This is a genomic window from Streptomyces glaucosporus (genome assembly GCF_039533345.1).
GTDB lineage: Bacteria > Actinomycetota > Actinomycetes > Streptomycetales > Streptomycetaceae > Streptomyces > Streptomyces glaucosporus.
This window is the reverse complement of the sequence record NZ_BAAATJ010000003.1, coordinates 89,845-104,291: the sequence shown is the minus strand read 5'-3', so window position 1 is coordinate 104,291 and position 14,447 is coordinate 89,845. Positions and strand designations below refer to the sequence as shown.

Here is a 14,447-nt window from a genome sequence, read left to right as displayed (position 1 = left end):
GGGGGGCGGTCGGCCGGCGGCGGCCCGCAGGCCGGCCGCCGGCCGCACCCGTCACTCGCCCGCGTACTCCAGCGGCTTCTCGCCGCCGACGAGGTGCTGCCGGGCCGTGACCCGGCTCCTGCGCACCGCCCAGCCGATGCCGAGGACGACGGCCCAGGCCGCGCCGACGTACAGCGAGATGCGGGCCTCGGAGTCGAGGGCGACGAGGAAGGTCACGAAGACCAGGAACAGCAGCGCGATCCAGCTGCACACGCTGCCGCCGGGGGCCGGGAAGGACGAGGCGGGGAGACGGCCCGCCGTGACGGCGCGACGGTAGAGGATGTGGCTGACCAGGATCATCGCCCAGGTCCAGATGCCCGCCGCGGTGGCCACCGAGGTGACGTAGCCGAAGGCCTTCTCCGGAACGAAGTAGTTCAGGATCACGCCGATGCCCATCAGGGCGACGGAGAGGGTGATGCCCGCCGCCGGGGTGCTGCGGGAGTTCAGCCGGCCCAGGATCTTCGGGGCCTCGGAGTTCACGGCGAGGCCGCGCAGCATGCGGCCGGTGGAGTACATGCCGGAGTTGCAGGACGACAGCGCCGCGGTGAGGACCACGAAGTTGACGATGGCGGCGCCCAGCGGAATCCCGATCTTCTCGAAGGCGTGGACGAAGGGGCTCACATTGGGTCCGAACTCGGTCCACTCCACCACGGCGAGGATGACCGTGAGGGCGCCGACGTAGAAGATCGCGATGCGCCAGGGCAGGGTGTTGATCGCCTTGGGCAGGGTCTTCTCCGGCTCCTCGGACTCGCCCGCGGTGACACCGACCAGCTCGACGGCGAGGTAGGCGAACATCACGCCCTGGAGCGTCATCAGGCTGGAGCCGATGCCGTTGGGGAAGATGCCGTCGTGGGCCCAGAGGTTGCTCGCGGCGGCGGTGTCGCCGGCGTCGGAGAAGCCGAGGGTGAGCACGCCGAGACCGATGACGATCATGCCGATGATCGCCGTGACCTTGATCATCGAGAACCAGAACTCGACCTCGCCGAAGATCTTCACCGAGATCAGGTTGACGCCGAAGAGCACCACCAGGAACGTCAGCGCGCTGACCCACTGCGGGATCTCCGGGAACCAGAAGTTCACGTAGATGGCCGCCGCGGTGAGCTCGGCCATGCCGGTGACGACCCACATCATCCAGTAGGTCCAGCCGGTCGCGAACCCGAAGAAGGGGCCGAGGAACTCGCGGGCGTACTCCGCGAAGCTTCCGGAGACGGGCCGGTAGAGGAGCAGCTCGCCGAGCGCTCGCATGATGAAGAAGATGATCACGCCCGCCAGGGCGTACATGAGGATGATGCCGGGCCCGGCCTTGGCGATGTTCGCCCCGGCGCCCATGAACAGGCCCACTCCGATGGCGCCGCCGATGGCGATCATCTGGACCTGACGGCTGCCGAGACCTCTCTGGTATCCCTCCTCGGAGGTCTGGTGGCCCGTGTGGGCCGTGGTGCCCGCCGCGGCGGTACGGCCCGTGACCTTCTCGGGGGTCATGGTGGTGTGCGCCTTTCTCCACGTCCGACCCCGGACTGTCCGGGGTCGGGTCTTCCGGCCCCCCCGGACTGGAGTCCCGCGTGCCGGCGGTCGGCCGGCCCGGCGCCGCCGCGTGCGACATGGGGTGGGTCACCCGCGGCAGTTGTGAACGTCTACCACGGGGCGGGGGAGTGGATGAAGGAAGCGCATGTGAGCGGGATCACGGAAATAGGCTCATCAATTCATCGAATGTTCGCAAATCGGACGCGATCGTAACCGTATCTTTGACCGGACTTGAATGTCCTTTGAGCGAACACTTTCGGATGACGAGCGGGGCCGGGCGGGGAACGCCACCCCGCCCGGCCCCGCTCGTCATCCGAAAGTGTTCGAGCCGGCGGCGCACCGGTCCGGGCCGGGGCGTCCGGCCGTCCCGCCGCCGCCCGTCGCGTCAGAGGCCGCGCAGCTCCGCCAGCACCGCGTCGGTGAAGGGCGGCCACGCCTCGACCGCCCAGGGCCCGAAGGCGCGGTCCGCCAGGGCCACGCAGGCGGCGCCCGCGTCCGGATCCACCCACAGGAACGTGCCGGACTGGCCGAAGTGGCCGAAGGTGCGGGGCGAGGAGGACGCGCCCGTCCAGTGCGGCGACTTGCCGCCGCGGATCTCGAAGCCGAGCCCCCAGTCGTTGGGCTTCTGGTTGCCGTAGCCCGGGAGGACGCCGGCCAGGCCGGGGAAGGCCACGGAGGTCGCCTCGGCGACGGTCCGCGGGTCCAGCAGGCGCGGGGCCTGGAGCTCGGCGGCGAAGCGGACCAGATCGGCCAGGGTGGACACGGCGTCCTTGGCGGGGGAGCCCGGCAGGTCGGTGGCGGTCATGCCCAGCGGGGTGAGCACGGCCTCGCGCAGGTACTCGGGGAAGGGGATGTCGGTGGCCTTGGCGATGTGGTCGCCGAGGACCTCGAAGCCCGTGTTGGAGTAGATCCGGCGGCTGCCCGGCCCGGCCATCGTGCGGTGCTCGTCGAAGGCCAGCCCGGAGGTGTGGGCGAGCAGATGCCGCACGGTCGAGCCCTCGGGACCGGCCGGCTCGTCCAGCTCCACCGCGCCCTCCTCGACGGCCACCAGCACCGCGTACGCGGCGAGGGGCTTGGTGACCGAGGCGAGCGGGAAGCGGTGGTCGGCGGGACCGTGCGTCCCCGCCACCGTGCCGTCGGCGCGGACGACGGCGGCCGCCGCCGTGGGGACCGGCCAGTTCTCGATCGTGCGCAGGCTCTCCATGGATCCGAGCCTAACGTGGGGCCGGACGGGGGAAGATGGCGGGATTTGGCCTCCGGTTTCCGCTTGCTTGGAGCGCACTCCAACTCCGTAGCGTTCCCTTATGACCGTGACGCAGACGCAGACGAGCGGCACCGCGGCCGAACCCCTGGAGGACCTGTGCGCGTCGGCGGGGACGCCGCACCCCAGGCCGGACGGGCAGGACCGCTACACGATCAGCGAGGTCGCCGCGTTCACCGGCCTGAGCGCCCACACCCTGCGCTGGTACGAGCGGATCGGTCTGATGCCGCACATCGACCGGTCCCACACCGGGCAGCGCCGCTTCACCAACCGGGACCTGGACTGGCTGGCCTTCGTCGGCAAACTGCGCCTGACCGGCATGCCGGTCGCGGACATGGTGCGCTACGCCGAACTGGTACGGGCGGGCGACCACACCTTCGAGGAGAGGCAGGAACTGCTGCGCGCCACCCGCGAGGACGTACGGCGCAGGATCGCCGAACTGCAGAGCACCCTGGCCGTCCTCGACTTCAAGATCGAGTTCTACGCGGACGCCCGGCGGGCGTCGGAGAGGTTCTGAACCGCATGAGCACGGAGAAGACCGAGCGGATCACCACGACCCGGCTCGGCGCCGACGGACCCGAGGTCGGCGTCCAGGGCCTGGGCTGCATGGGCATGAGCTTCGCCTACGGCCCGACGGACGCCGACGAGGCCCGCGCCACCCTGGAGCGCGCCCTGGAACTGGGCGTCACGTTCTACGACACCGCCGACATGTACGGCTTCGGGGAGAACGAGAAGTTCATCGCGCCCTTCGTGAAGGCGCACCGGGACGAAGTGGTGGTGGCGACCAAGTTCGGCATCGTCATGGACCCCGACGACCCCCTCAAGCGGGGGATCCGCAACGACGCCCCCTACATCCGGCAGTGCGTCGAGGGCAGCCTGAAGCGGCTCGGCGTCGAGACCATCGACCTGTACTACATGCACCGCCGCGACGTGAACGTGCCGATCGAGGAGACCGTCGGCGCCATGGCCGAACTGGTGGCGGAGGGCAAGGTCAGACAGCTCGGACTGAGCGAGGTCACCGGTGACGAGCTGCGCGCCGCGCACGCCGTGCACCCGATCGCCGCGGTCCAGTCCGAGTGGTCGGTCTTCAGCCGGGACGTGGAGCGCACCGCCGTCCCCGCGGCCAAGGAGCTGGGCGTCACCTTCGTGCCGTACTCGCCGCTGGGCCGCGGTTTCCTGACGGGGGCCTTCACCGACGCCGGAAAGGAGCTGAGCGAGGACGACTTCCGGCGGACGATGCCCCGCTTCACCGGCGAGAACGCGGCGGCCAACGCCGCCCTGCTGGAGCCGCTGCGCGCGATCGCCCAGGCGCGCGGGGTCAGCCTCGGACAGGTCGCCCTGGCCTGGGTGCAGCAGCGGGCGTCCGTCCACGGGCTGCCGGTCGTCCCGATCCCGGGCACGCGCCGGCGCGGCCGGGTCGAGGAGAACACCGCCGCCACCCGGATCGAGCTGACGGCGGACGAGCAGGCCGCGCTGGAGCCGATCGCCGACCGGGTGGCCGGGGGCCGCTACGCCGACATGAACTTCACGTCGGCGGGCCGGGAGTAGCCGCACGGGGCCGCGGGGGCGTGCGGCGGGCCGCGCCCCCGCGCGGCGGCGTCACAGCTCGGCGAGGAGCTCGGCCTTCTTCGTGCTGAACTCGTCGTCGGTGAGCAGTCCGGCCTCGTGGAGCTCCCCCAGGTGCCGTATCCGGTCGGCGATGTCCCCGGGCGCGGGGCGGACCGGGGCGGCGGGCGGCTCCGCGCGGGGGACGGCCACCGCCCCGGCCGTCCCCGGGTCCGCACCGGCCGCCCGCACCGCCTCCAGCACCGAGGCGGCCAGCGGCAGCGACTCGTGCACCAGCCCGTAGCCCAGCCCGAAGACGACGGCCGCCGGGTCCTGGTCGGGTTCCGGGGACGGCCGGTCGCGCGTACCGCGGCGGACCAGCCGCAGATGGCCGCCCATGACCTCGGGCGAACGCCACACGACGTCCTCCAGCTCGCCGACGGCGAACGTCTGGTCGCCCGCCTTCCACTTGGCCGAGGAGGCCCCGGTCCAGAACCAGCGGAAGGACACCGCCAGCCCGTCGAAGGAGACCTTGCCGTCGTACGCCTTGAACTGCAGCGGAGGCGCCGGGGCGGCGACCAGGTGGCGGTCGGCGGGCTCCTCCGCCCACGGACCGAGGACGGAGCGGACCGCTTCGGCGCAGGAGGCGGCCAGGGGCTCGCGTTCGGCGGGGAGCACCAGGCGGTAGGGGTCGCTGGTCTCCCGGAGCTGCCCGGCCGCGGCCTCCATGAGCGGATCGGCCCCCGGCCGGGGCTCGGCGCGCAGCACGACCGTGCCCCGTCTGGTGCCGGGGACCACCTCGATCGACCTCAGCGCTTCGTAGGGGACACGCCGCTCGCCCAGGACGTGGAACAGCTTCGGTGTGCGGATCCCCCGTTCGAAGCGGATGAGCACGGAGTCGGTGTCGAACTCCCAGGAGGAGTTAATTCCGGCCAGTACGTCACCCATGCGGGCCATCGTATGCGCCGTTGGCCCGGGTCGTCCCGCCCCGGCGTGCCAGACGCGTCACAGCTCGTGCACCCGGTGGTAGCTCCCCGTACCGACGGCCGCCATGTTGGCCAGGCTCCCGGTGCCCGGCTCGAAGTAGCCCGTGTGCCCGGCGGCGCCCGAAGTGGCCAGGCGGCGGGCGCCGAAACCGGGGGAGACCGGGTCGGCGCCGTGGCCGAGACCGCCGAACTCCAGATGGGGCACGTCCGCGATCCAGTCCCCGTCGCAGCGCATCGCCCACACCCGGGCCGGGGCGTCCAGCTCGGCCGCCCGGTCGGCGCGCATTCCGGGACTGCCCGCCACCGTGATGTCGGTGACCCGGTCCGGCAGCCGCTCGTCCCGCCCGCCCCGGGCGGCGACCCCGCACACCACCGAGCCGTAGCTGTGGCAGAACAGCGCCGCGGTGGAGCGGCCGGGCAGGCCGCGCAGGAAGGAGACCAGGCGGCGGGCGCCGTCCTCGGCCAGCCCGCCCGCCGCCGCGTCCATGCCGACACCGCGCGGCGTGGTGTAGTCGGCCCAGGCGACGGTGGCGGTGCGCACCCGGGGCGCGGTGGCCCGTTTGCGCCGGTGCAGGGCCAGGGCCATGCCGACCGGGGCGGTGTACCGGCGCCGGGTCCGCTCGAAGGTCAGCACGTCGGTGTCCACGCCCGGCACCACGACCGACACCCGCTGGGCGTCCTCCAGGTCCCCGAAGACCTCCACCGCCCGGCCGCGTCCGGCCGGGTCGAAGGCGAGGATCTGGCGTCCCGCCCGCAGCAGCGAGGTGAAGCGGTGCATCCGGCGGCCCGCCTCGTGGCGGCCCTCGTCCGTCAGCCGGCGGTCCGTCATCCGTCTTCGCTCGGCGGCGCGGGCCTGGGCGAGCGCGATGCGGTTGGCGCGGTAGCGCAGCCCGACGGGAACGCCGTCGAGGTTGCCCACCACCAGGGGGTGCCGGACCGCGAGGCGGGCCCGCTGGGCGGGGGTCAGGCTCTGGAAGAAGCGGGCGACGGCCTGGGGCTCGGATCCCGGCGCGGGGAGGGGGCGGCCGCCGATGCGGCCCTCCTGCCAGGCCAGCAGGGCGGCGGTGCGCGGCCCGGGGGCGGTGTGCCGGCCCCGGCCGGCCGTCCAGCCGGAGGTGATCAGCAGTACCAGGACCACGGCGAGGGCGAGCAGGACCCGTCCCGCGGCGGGCGGGACGGCCGGGACTGCCGGGACGGCGGCGTTCTTGGCGTCGATCGAGTGCAAGGGGATTTCGGAAGGGAGAGGAGAGCCACAGGTCTGTCACCCTGGGAGACGCCCGGGAAGCCGTACCCGATGCGTGATCCACCTCACGTTTCCGTGGGGCGAACCCACTCGGACGGGCGCGGGACGGCCGGACGGGAGGCGTGCCGCGCCGGGCGCTGGTCTCCCGGCGCCCCGGCAGGGGTCCGACCTCCGGGGGTGGGGCCCGGCTGCCGGCGGGGCGGGGCCGAGCCGGTCGGGGCGGTCCTCGTGGAACCGCCCCGCGGCCCGGACGCCGGCCTTCGACGCCGCTCCCCGCAGGCACCGGTCCCTCCGGCCCCGGGCGAGCCGCGGCACGCCCGGGGCCGCGTCGGCCTGTGGACGACCCGAAAGCTGTGGACAACCCGGCGCCTGTGGACAACTCCGCTACCCGTCCCGGTGAAACGGCCGGTCCGCTCTTGGCAGGCCGCCCGACCCGCGCCGAAGCTGGTCGCACGACCGACACGGGGGAGTGATCCACATGCACCGCACACGTACGAATCGCACCGCACGCGGCGTCCGCGCCGCCATGACGGCGGCCCTGCCGTCGGCCGCCGTCCTGCTCGCGGCCCTGACGCCGCAGACCGCCGGAGCCGCGGAGGAGCCGCCACGGCTGGGGCAGTGCGCGGCGGGCCGGCTGTGCCTGTGGGAAGGAGAGGACTTCCGGGGGCCGCGCCACACCCGGGAACTGGCGGACACCGACATCGAGAGCTGCACCCCCCTGCCACGGGGGACGACCGCCGGCTCGCTCGCCAACCGCACGGGCCGGCCCGTGACGACGTACCAGAGCGCGGAGTGCGCCGAGACCGGCGAGTTCGACACCTACCCGTCGGGCTCCTGGGCGCCGAAGTCGCCCTACCAGGTGCGGGCCGTCAAGATCTGGGAGAGCTGAGATGCGCGGCCGTCTCCCCCGGGGCCCCGCGCCCCTGTCCCTTCCCGTACCCGTACGGCATCCCGCGGACCACCGGGGGTATCCGGACCGACAGCCCGGTCCGACGACCCTGGGAGGGATGATGACGGGCTCACGCTTCATGGGACGCACGCAGCGCGGCGGGGCCGACCTCACCGGCGACGAACGCTCGACGTTCGGTGTCATCGGAGTGGTCTGCGCGGTCGCCGGGTTCTTCGTGATGGGTTTCGTCCTCGGCCCCATCGCGATGATCTGCGGCTGGCTCGCCATGGGCCGCCGCTGGACGGGCGCCCGCTCGAAAACGGCCCTGGTGGCCGTCGTCCTGGGCGCGATCGACACCGTTCTCGCCCTGATATGGCTCGCCGGGGCCTCCGGATCGTGGGGTCTGTGGACGTGACGGCGTGACGCGCACGTGCCTCGGCCCCGGCCGGAAGGCCGGGGCCGAGGCACGTGCCGGGAGGATCCGGCCGGACCGGATCAGGCGTCGCCGCCCTCCGGGCCCGGGCCGGCGGCGGTCACGTCGAGCAGCTGGTAGCGGTCGAGTGCCTGCTTGAGCACCGAGCGGTCCACCTTGCCGTCCCTGGCCAGCTCGGTGAGCACGCCCAGGACGATCGACTCGGCGTCGATGTGGAAGAAGCGCCGGGCCGCGCCGCGGGTGTCGGCGAAGCCGAAGCCGTCCGTGCCCAGCGACTGGTACCGGTTCGGCACCCAGCGGGCGATCTGGTCCGGGACCGAGCGCATCCAGTCCGAGACGGCCAGCACGGGCCCCTCGGTGCCCTGGAGGGCGCGGGTCACGTACGGGACGCGCTGCTCCTCCTCCGGGTGCAGCAGGTTGTGCTCCTCGGCCGCGACGGCGTCACGGCGCAGCTCGTTCCAGGAGGTCGCCGACCAGACGTCCGCCCTGACGTTCCACTCCTCCGCGAGGATGCGCTGGGCGTCCAGGGCCCAGGGCACCGCCACGCCGGAGGCGAGGATCTGCGCGGGGATCTCACCGGCCTCGGCCTGCTTGTAGCGGTACAGGCCCTTGAGGATCCCCTCGCGGTCGACGTTCTCGGGCTCGGCCGGCTGCTGGATCGGCTCGTTGTAGACCGTCATGTAGTAGAAGACGTCCTCGGCGTTCTCGCCGTACATCCGCCGCAGACCGTCCCGCACGATGTGGGCGATCTCGAAGCCGAAGGCGGGGTCGTAGGCGACGCACGCCGGGTTGGTCGAGGCCAGGAGCTGGGAGTGGCCGTCCGCGTGCTGCAGACCCTCACCCGTCAGCGTGGTGCGGCCGGCGGTGGCGCCGAGCACGAAGCCGCGCGCGAGCTGGTCGGCCATCTGCCAGAACTGGTCGCCGGTCCGCTGGAAGCCGAACATCGAGTAGAACACGTACACCGGGATCAGCGGCTCGCCGTGGGTGGCGTAGGCCGATCCCGCCGCGATCAGCGAGGCCGTGCACCCGGCCTCGGAGATGCCGTCGTGCAGCATCTGGCCGTTCGGGGACTCCTTGTACGCCAGCAGCAGCTCGCGGTCCACCGACTCGTAGGTCTGGCCCAGCGGGTTGTAGATCTTGGCCGTCGGGAAGAACGAGTCCATGCCGAAGGTGCGGTACTCGTCGGGGGCGATCAGCACGAACCGCTTGCCGATCTCCTTGTCCCGCATCAGGTCCTTCAGCAGCCGCACGAAGGCCATCGTGGTGGCGACCTTCTGCTGGCCGGAGCCCTTCCTGACCGTGGCGTAGGTCTTCTCGCCCGGCAGGACCAGCGGCTTGGAGCGGTCCACGCGCGTGGGCACGTAGCCGCCCAGCTCCCGCCGCCGGTCGTGCATGTACTGGATCTCCTCGGAGTCCCGCCCCGGGTGGTAGTACGGGGGCAGCCCGGACTCCAGGTCCTTGTCGGGGATCGGCAGGTGCAGCCGGTCCCGGAAGCGCTTGAGGTCCTCGACGGTCAGCTTCTTCATCTGGTGGGTGGCGTTGCGGCCCTCGAAGTTCGGGCCGAGCGTCCACCCCTTGACCGTCTGCGCCAGGATCACCGTCGGCTGGCCCTTGTGCTCGCGGGCCGCCTTGTAGGCCGCGTACACCTTGCGGTGGTCGTGACCGCCGCGACCCAGGTGCAGGATCTGCTCGTCGGTCATGTTCTCGACCATCTTCCGCAGCCGGTGGTCGCCGCCGAAGAAGTGCTCGCGGATGTACGCGCCGGTCTCCGTGGCGTACGTCTGGAACTGGCCGTCGGGGGTGGTGTTCAGCTTGTTGACCAGCACACCGTCGCGGTCCTGAGCCAGCAGCGGGTCCCAGGAGCGGTCCCAGATGACCTTGATCACGTTCCAGCCGGCGCCGCGGAAGTACGACTCCAGCTCCTGAATGATCTTGCCGTTGCCGCGCACCGGGCCGTCGAGCCGCTGGAGGTTGCAGTTGACGACGAAGGTCAGGTTGTCCAGACCCTCGCGGGCGGCCAGGGAGAGCTGCCCGAGCGACTCCGGCTCGTCCATCTCGCCGTCGCCCAGGAACGCCCAGACGTGGCAGTTGGAGGTGTCGGCGATCCCGCGCGCGTGCATGTAGCGGTTCATCCGCGCCTGGTAGATCGCACTGATCGGGCCGAGCCCCATGGAGACCGTGGGGAACTCCCAGAAGTCCGGCATCGACCGCGGGTGCGGATAGCTGGACAGGCCGTTGGGGGCCTTGGACTTCTCCTGGCGGAAACCGTCCAGCTGCTCCTCGGTGAGCCGGTCCAGGAGGAAGGCGCGAGCGTAGATGCCCGGGGAGGCGTGTCCCTGGAAGAAGACCTGGTCACCGCCGTCGCCGTGGTCCTTGCCCCGGAAGAAGTGGTTGAAGCCCACGTCGTACAGCGAGGCCGAGGAGGCGAAGGTGGCGATGTGCCCGCCGACCCCGACGCCCGGCCGCTGCGCGCGGGAGACCATCACGGCCGCGTTCCAGCGGGTCGCGTTCAGGATCTTGCGCTCGATCTCCTCGTTGCCGGGGAAGAACGGCTCGTCCTTGGTCGCGATCGTGTTGACGTAGTCCGTGCTGCGCATCTCCGGAACGGCCACGCGCTTCTCGCGGGCGCGCTCGATGAGGCGGAGCATGAGGTAGCGGGCCCGTTCCCGGCCTCGCTCGTCGACGGCCGCGTCGAGCGAGTCGAGCCATTCCTGGGTCTCCTCGGGATCGAAGTCCGGGACCTGGCTGGGAAGGCCACCAATGATGATCGGGTTGCGATCGGATCCGGAAGCCACGCTTTTCCTTCTGTTCGTTATTGCTCTGCAGGGTGTCGCGCCGTCTCCCATCGTGTACCGCTGGGGCGGATACGTCATCTCTACCGAGCGGTAACCCCACTCCGTGAGACGTCCGGGTGCCCGGCCCGGTGCGGCCGGGGCGTGAGTCGGCCGAACGGCAACCCTACGCCCTGGGGCCGGTGAGGCGTGCACGGCCGTTCGAGCCGCTCCGGTTCCCTCATCCAATGGGGCAAAATAGGCATACGGCTGTGCCGCGCGCCACACTGGTTCAGGCGGTGTGCGGCGACACGTCAACGTTTGGGCGGGATCGGCGGCCGGGTACTTGCGCGATCGTCCCGGCACGTGTGGACTACGCCCCATGCATCGCGCACGTGCGCGGGCACCCGTACTTTCGAAAGATGACAGGAGGCAATCCGTGAGCGCGACCGCGGACCACGCGGAGGAGCGGACCAACCCCGCCGCAAGGCTGGGTTTCCAGCCCGGGCAGGTGGTCCAGGAGCTCGGTTACGACGACGACGCCGAGCAGGCACTCCGTGAGGGAATCGAGGCCATCACGGGCCAGGAGCTCGTCGGCGAAGACTACGACGACATGGCCGACGCCGTGGTCCTGTGGTTCCGCGAGGACGACGGCGATCTGACGGACGCGCTGGTGGACGCCATCACGTTGATCGAGGACGGTGCCCCGGTCTGGCTGATGACGCCGAAGACGGGCCGACCCGGGTACGTCGAACCCAGCGAGATCGGGGAGGCGGCCCAGACCGCGGGCCTGGCCCAGACCAGCACCGTCAACGCGGGCAAGGACTGGACGGGCAGCCGGCTGGTCACCCCGAAGACCGCCCGCACCGGCAAGCGCTGACACCGCGCGGGCCGCGGACCGTCCGAGCCCCCCGTCCGGCATCCGCCGGGCGGGGGCTCGGTGCGTAGGGTGGGGGCGTCACCTACCGAAGGGAAAGACTCCCCATGGCGATCGAGGCGGGCACCAAGGCCCCGGAGTTCGAGCTGAGGAACCAGCACGGCGAGACCGTGCGGCTCGCGGACTTCAGAGGACGGAAGAACGTCGTCCTGCTCTTCTACCCCTTCGCCTTCACCGGGGTGTGCACCGGCGAGCTGTGCGCCCTCCGCGACGAGCTGCCGCGCTTCGTCAACGACGACGTCCAGCTCCTGGCCGTCTCGTGCGACTCCCCGTTCTCGCTGCGCGTCTTCGCGGAGCAGGAGGGGCTCGACTACCCGCTGCTGTCCGACTTCTGGCCGCACGGGGACGTCGCGCGCGAGTACGGCGTCTTCGACGAGGAGAAGGGCTGCGCGGTGCGCGGCACTTTCGTCATCGACAAGGACGGGGTGGTGCGCTGGACGGTGGTCAACGCGATTCCCGAGGCGCGCGACCTCAACGAGTACGCGAAGGCCCTCGAGAGCCTGTAAGCCCTGCAGGCGCGGGGAACCGATCACTAGGATCGGCTCGTTATCCAACGGCATCCACGTATGGGGGCACGCAGTGCTCCTTTCGAACATCCGGGAGGACTCGTGGGAGTCAGCCTCAGCAAGGGCGGCAACGTCTCGCTGACCAAGGAAGCCCCCAACCTGACCGCCGTGATGGTCGGTCTGGGCTGGGACGCCCGCACCACCACGGGCGCGGACTTCGACCTGGACGCCAGCGCGCTGCTGACGAATGCCGAGGGAAAGGTCGCCAACGACCTGAACTTCGTCTTCTTCAACAACCTGAAGAGCCCCGACGGCTCGGTCGAGCACACCGGCGACAACCTCACCGGTGAAGGCGACGGCGACGACGAGGTCATCAAGGTGAACCTCGCCGCGGTGCCGGCTGACGTCGCGAAGATCGTCTTTCCGGTGTCGATCTACGAGGCCGAGGCCCGCCAGCAGAGCTTCGGCCAGGTGCGCAACGCGTACATCCGCGTGGTGAACCAGGCCGACGGCAGGGAGCTGGCCCGCTACGACCTGAGCGAGGACGCCTCCACCGAGACCGCCATGGTCTTCGGCGAGCTCTACCGGCACGGCGGCGAGTGGAAGTTCCGGGCCATCGGCCAGGGCTATGCCTCGGGGCTGCGCGGCATCGCCCAGGACTTCGGGGTCAACGTCTGACACCCGCCGGCCGCCGCGTACGGCCGATCGGCACCATCTGATCTCGGCAGTGCCCGGCGCCGCAGACTTCCGTCCCCAGGGAGTGTGCGGCGCCGGGCGGTTCGGCGGCACCGGGCACCCGCACCGGGAGGGAGGCGGCGGCACGGACGTGTCCCGCTCCCCGGGGGGCGCGGCGGCCGCCTCCGGAGGCCGCGCCGGATCCGGCCCGTCGCGACCCGGGCGAGGACGCCTCCGCCGGAACCGCCGTGATCTTCGCCGCGATTCCCCGGCACGGGGGCGGTCGGAAGTTCCGTGCCGCCGGCCAGGGGTACGCGTCGGGGCCGAGAGGCATCGCCCTAGACTTCGGAGTAAACGTTTCGTAAAGCGGACCGCGGACAGCGGCCCCACCGCACACGGCGCGGGGGGATTCCCACGAGAGAGAAGATTGGGTAGCCAGTGGTTCTGAGAACATTCGGCTGGTCCTTCGGCGTCACCGCCGCCGGACTCGTCGCCGCCTACTTTTTCGGGGGGTGGGAGGCGTTCGCCCTTGTGGGAATCCTCTCCATCCTGGAGATCTCGCTGTCGTTCGACAACGCGGTCGTCAATGCCGGCGTGCTGAAGAAGATGAACGCCTTCTGGCAGAAGATCTTCCTCACCATCGGCATCCTGGTCGCCGTCTTCGGCATGCGCCTGGTCTTCCCCATCGTGATCGTGTGCATCTCGGCGCAGCTCGGGCCGATCGAGGCGGTCGACCTGGCGCTGAACGACCAGGAGCGGTACGAGCAGCTCGTCACCGACGCCCACCCGGCGATCGCCGCCTTCGGCGGCATGTTCCTGTTGATGATCTTCCTCAACTTCATGTTCGACCGGGACCGCGACGTCCACTGGCTGAGGGTGATCGAGCGGCCGCTGGCCCGCTTCGGCCAGGTCGAGGGACTGTCCGTGGTCATCGCCCTGATCACCCTGCTGGTGTCGGGCACCGTGCTGGCGACCCACGCGGTGCTGTACGAGGGCCATGCCGACAAGTCCGCGACGGTCTACCTGGCCGGCATCGGGGGTCTGCTGACCTACCTCATCGTCAACGGCCTCTCCACCCACTTCGAGAACAAGATCGAAGAGGAGGAGGAGCAGGAGCACGAGGCCGAGGAGGCCGCCAAGCGGGCGGGCAAGGAACCCCCGGTGGTGCTGCTCGCGGGCAAGGCCGCGTTCTTCATGTTCCTCTACCTGGAGGTCCTGGACGCGTCCTTCTCCTTCGACGGTGTCATCGGCGCCTTCGCCATCACCAACGACCCAGTCATCATCGCGCTGGGCCTGGGCATCGGCGCGATGTACGTCCGGTCCCTCACGGTCTACCTGGTCCGCCAGGGCACCCTGGACGAGTACCGCTACCTGGAGCACGGCGCCCACTACGCCATCGGCGCCCTGGGCGTCCTGCTGCTGATCACCATCAGGTGGCACGTCAACGAGGTCGTCACCGGCCTCATCGGCGTCGCCCTGATCGGTTCCGCCTTCTGGACGTCGGTGCTGCACAACCGCCGCGACGCCGCGAAGGGCGGCGGCGAGGGCGGCACCCCGGCCGAGAAGCCGGAGGTCCCCTCCGGGGTGTGACGGCGGCCCGATTGCGGAACGCTCTGTGCGGGGCGGCCACGCGGTGGA

At 71.2% G+C, this 14,447-nt stretch carries 13 protein-coding genes and 1 pseudogene; 9 read left to right on the top strand and 5 right to left on the bottom strand.

All coding sequences use genetic code 11. The features are described 5' to 3' along the window. Nucleotides 1-51 precede the first annotated feature (51 nt). Both ABD358_RS04725 and ABD358_RS04720 read right to left on the bottom strand, forming a co-directional pair. Entirely contained in the window at nt 52-1,521 is a 1,470-nt protein-coding gene (locus ABD358_RS04725; protein ID WP_425576242.1) for an amino acid permease, read from the bottom strand. A 427-nt stretch (nt 1,522-1,948) separates the two neighbouring features. Beyond that, a complete protein-coding gene (locus ABD358_RS04720; protein WP_344629552.1) occupies nt 1,949-2,767 on the bottom strand; it encodes a serine hydrolase domain-containing protein in 819 nt (272 codons plus the stop codon). 100 nt (nt 2,768-2,867) lie between these two features. Here ABD358_RS04720 and ABD358_RS04715 point away from each other — a divergent pair, with 100 nt between their 5' ends. Then, the gene (locus tag ABD358_RS04715; protein WP_344629551.1) at nt 2,868-3,341 is read left to right on the top strand and encodes a MerR family transcriptional regulator; all 474 of its coding nucleotides are present in this window, start codon (nt 2,868-2,870) and stop codon (nt 3,339-3,341) included. 5 nt (nt 3,342-3,346) lie between these two features. Further along, nucleotides 3,347-4,372: an aldo/keto reductase gene (locus ABD358_RS04710; RefSeq protein WP_344629550.1), complete on the top strand. Its 1,026-nt coding sequence runs from the start codon at nt 3,347-3,349 to the stop codon at nt 4,370-4,372. Nucleotides 4,373-4,423: 51 nt separating this feature from the next. Here ABD358_RS04710 and ABD358_RS04705 read toward each other — a convergent pair whose 3' ends face one another. After that, entirely contained in the window at nt 4,424-5,317 is an 894-nt protein-coding gene (locus ABD358_RS04705; RefSeq protein WP_344629549.1) for a DUF4429 domain-containing protein, read from the bottom strand. Between the two features lie 57 nt (nt 5,318-5,374). Further along, nucleotides 5,375-6,571 carry an alpha/beta hydrolase gene (locus ABD358_RS04700; RefSeq protein WP_344629793.1) on the bottom strand — a complete coding sequence of 399 codons (1,197 nt, stop codon included), beginning with the start codon at nt 6,569-6,571 and terminating at the stop codon, nt 5,375-5,377. Nucleotides 6,572-7,076: 505 nt separating this feature from the next. Here ABD358_RS04700 and ABD358_RS04695 point away from each other — a divergent pair. Together ABD358_RS04695 and ABD358_RS04690 are read left to right on the top strand one after the other, a co-directional pair. Next, the gene (locus ABD358_RS04695; RefSeq protein ID WP_344629548.1) at nt 7,077-7,487 is read left to right on the top strand and encodes a peptidase inhibitor family I36 protein; all 411 of its coding nucleotides are present in this window, start codon (nt 7,077-7,079) and stop codon (nt 7,485-7,487) included. Between the two features lie 121 nt (nt 7,488-7,608). Continuing rightward, nucleotides 7,609-7,902 (top strand): small hydrophobic protein, encoded by a 294-nt coding sequence (locus ABD358_RS04690; protein ID WP_425576259.1) that lies wholly within the window; start codon nt 7,609-7,611, stop codon nt 7,900-7,902. Between the two features lie 80 nt (nt 7,903-7,982). Here ABD358_RS04690 and aceE read toward each other — a convergent pair whose 3' ends face one another. Then, nucleotides 7,983-10,715, bottom strand: coding sequence for a pyruvate dehydrogenase (acetyl-transferring), homodimeric type (aceE, locus tag ABD358_RS04685; protein ID WP_344629546.1), 2,733 nt, complete (start codon nt 10,713-10,715; stop codon nt 7,983-7,985). A 415-nt stretch (nt 10,716-11,130) separates the two neighbouring features. Between aceE and ABD358_RS04680 the strand changes: the two genes are divergently transcribed. The 5 genes and pseudogenes from ABD358_RS04680 to ABD358_RS04660 all read left to right on the top strand — a co-directional run bounded on the left by ABD358_RS04680 (nt 11,131) and on the right by ABD358_RS04660 (nt 14,399). Next, complete coding sequence (locus ABD358_RS04680) at nt 11,131-11,571, top strand: DUF3052 domain-containing protein (RefSeq protein WP_031507288.1); 441 nt, start codon at nt 11,131-11,133, stop codon at nt 11,569-11,571. 104 nt (nt 11,572-11,675) lie between these two features. Further along, the gene (locus ABD358_RS04675) at nt 11,676-12,134 is read left to right on the top strand and encodes a peroxiredoxin (protein ID WP_344629545.1); all 459 of its coding nucleotides are present in this window, start codon (nt 11,676-11,678) and stop codon (nt 12,132-12,134) included. Nucleotides 12,135-12,236: 102 nt separating this feature from the next. Then, nucleotides 12,237-12,812 (top strand): TerD family protein, encoded by a 576-nt coding sequence (locus ABD358_RS04670; RefSeq protein WP_344629544.1) that lies wholly within the window; start codon nt 12,237-12,239, stop codon nt 12,810-12,812. Nucleotides 12,813-13,015: 203 nt separating this feature from the next. Continuing rightward, nucleotides 13,016-13,174 (top strand): annotated as a pseudogene (locus ABD358_RS04665) (TerD family protein); the annotation flags it as partial. Nucleotides 13,175-13,247: 73 nt separating this feature from the next. Beyond that, nucleotides 13,248-14,399 (top strand): DUF475 domain-containing protein, encoded by a 1,152-nt coding sequence (locus tag ABD358_RS04660; RefSeq protein WP_344629543.1) that lies wholly within the window; start codon nt 13,248-13,250, stop codon nt 14,397-14,399. Nucleotides 14,400-14,447: the final 48 nt, after the last annotated feature.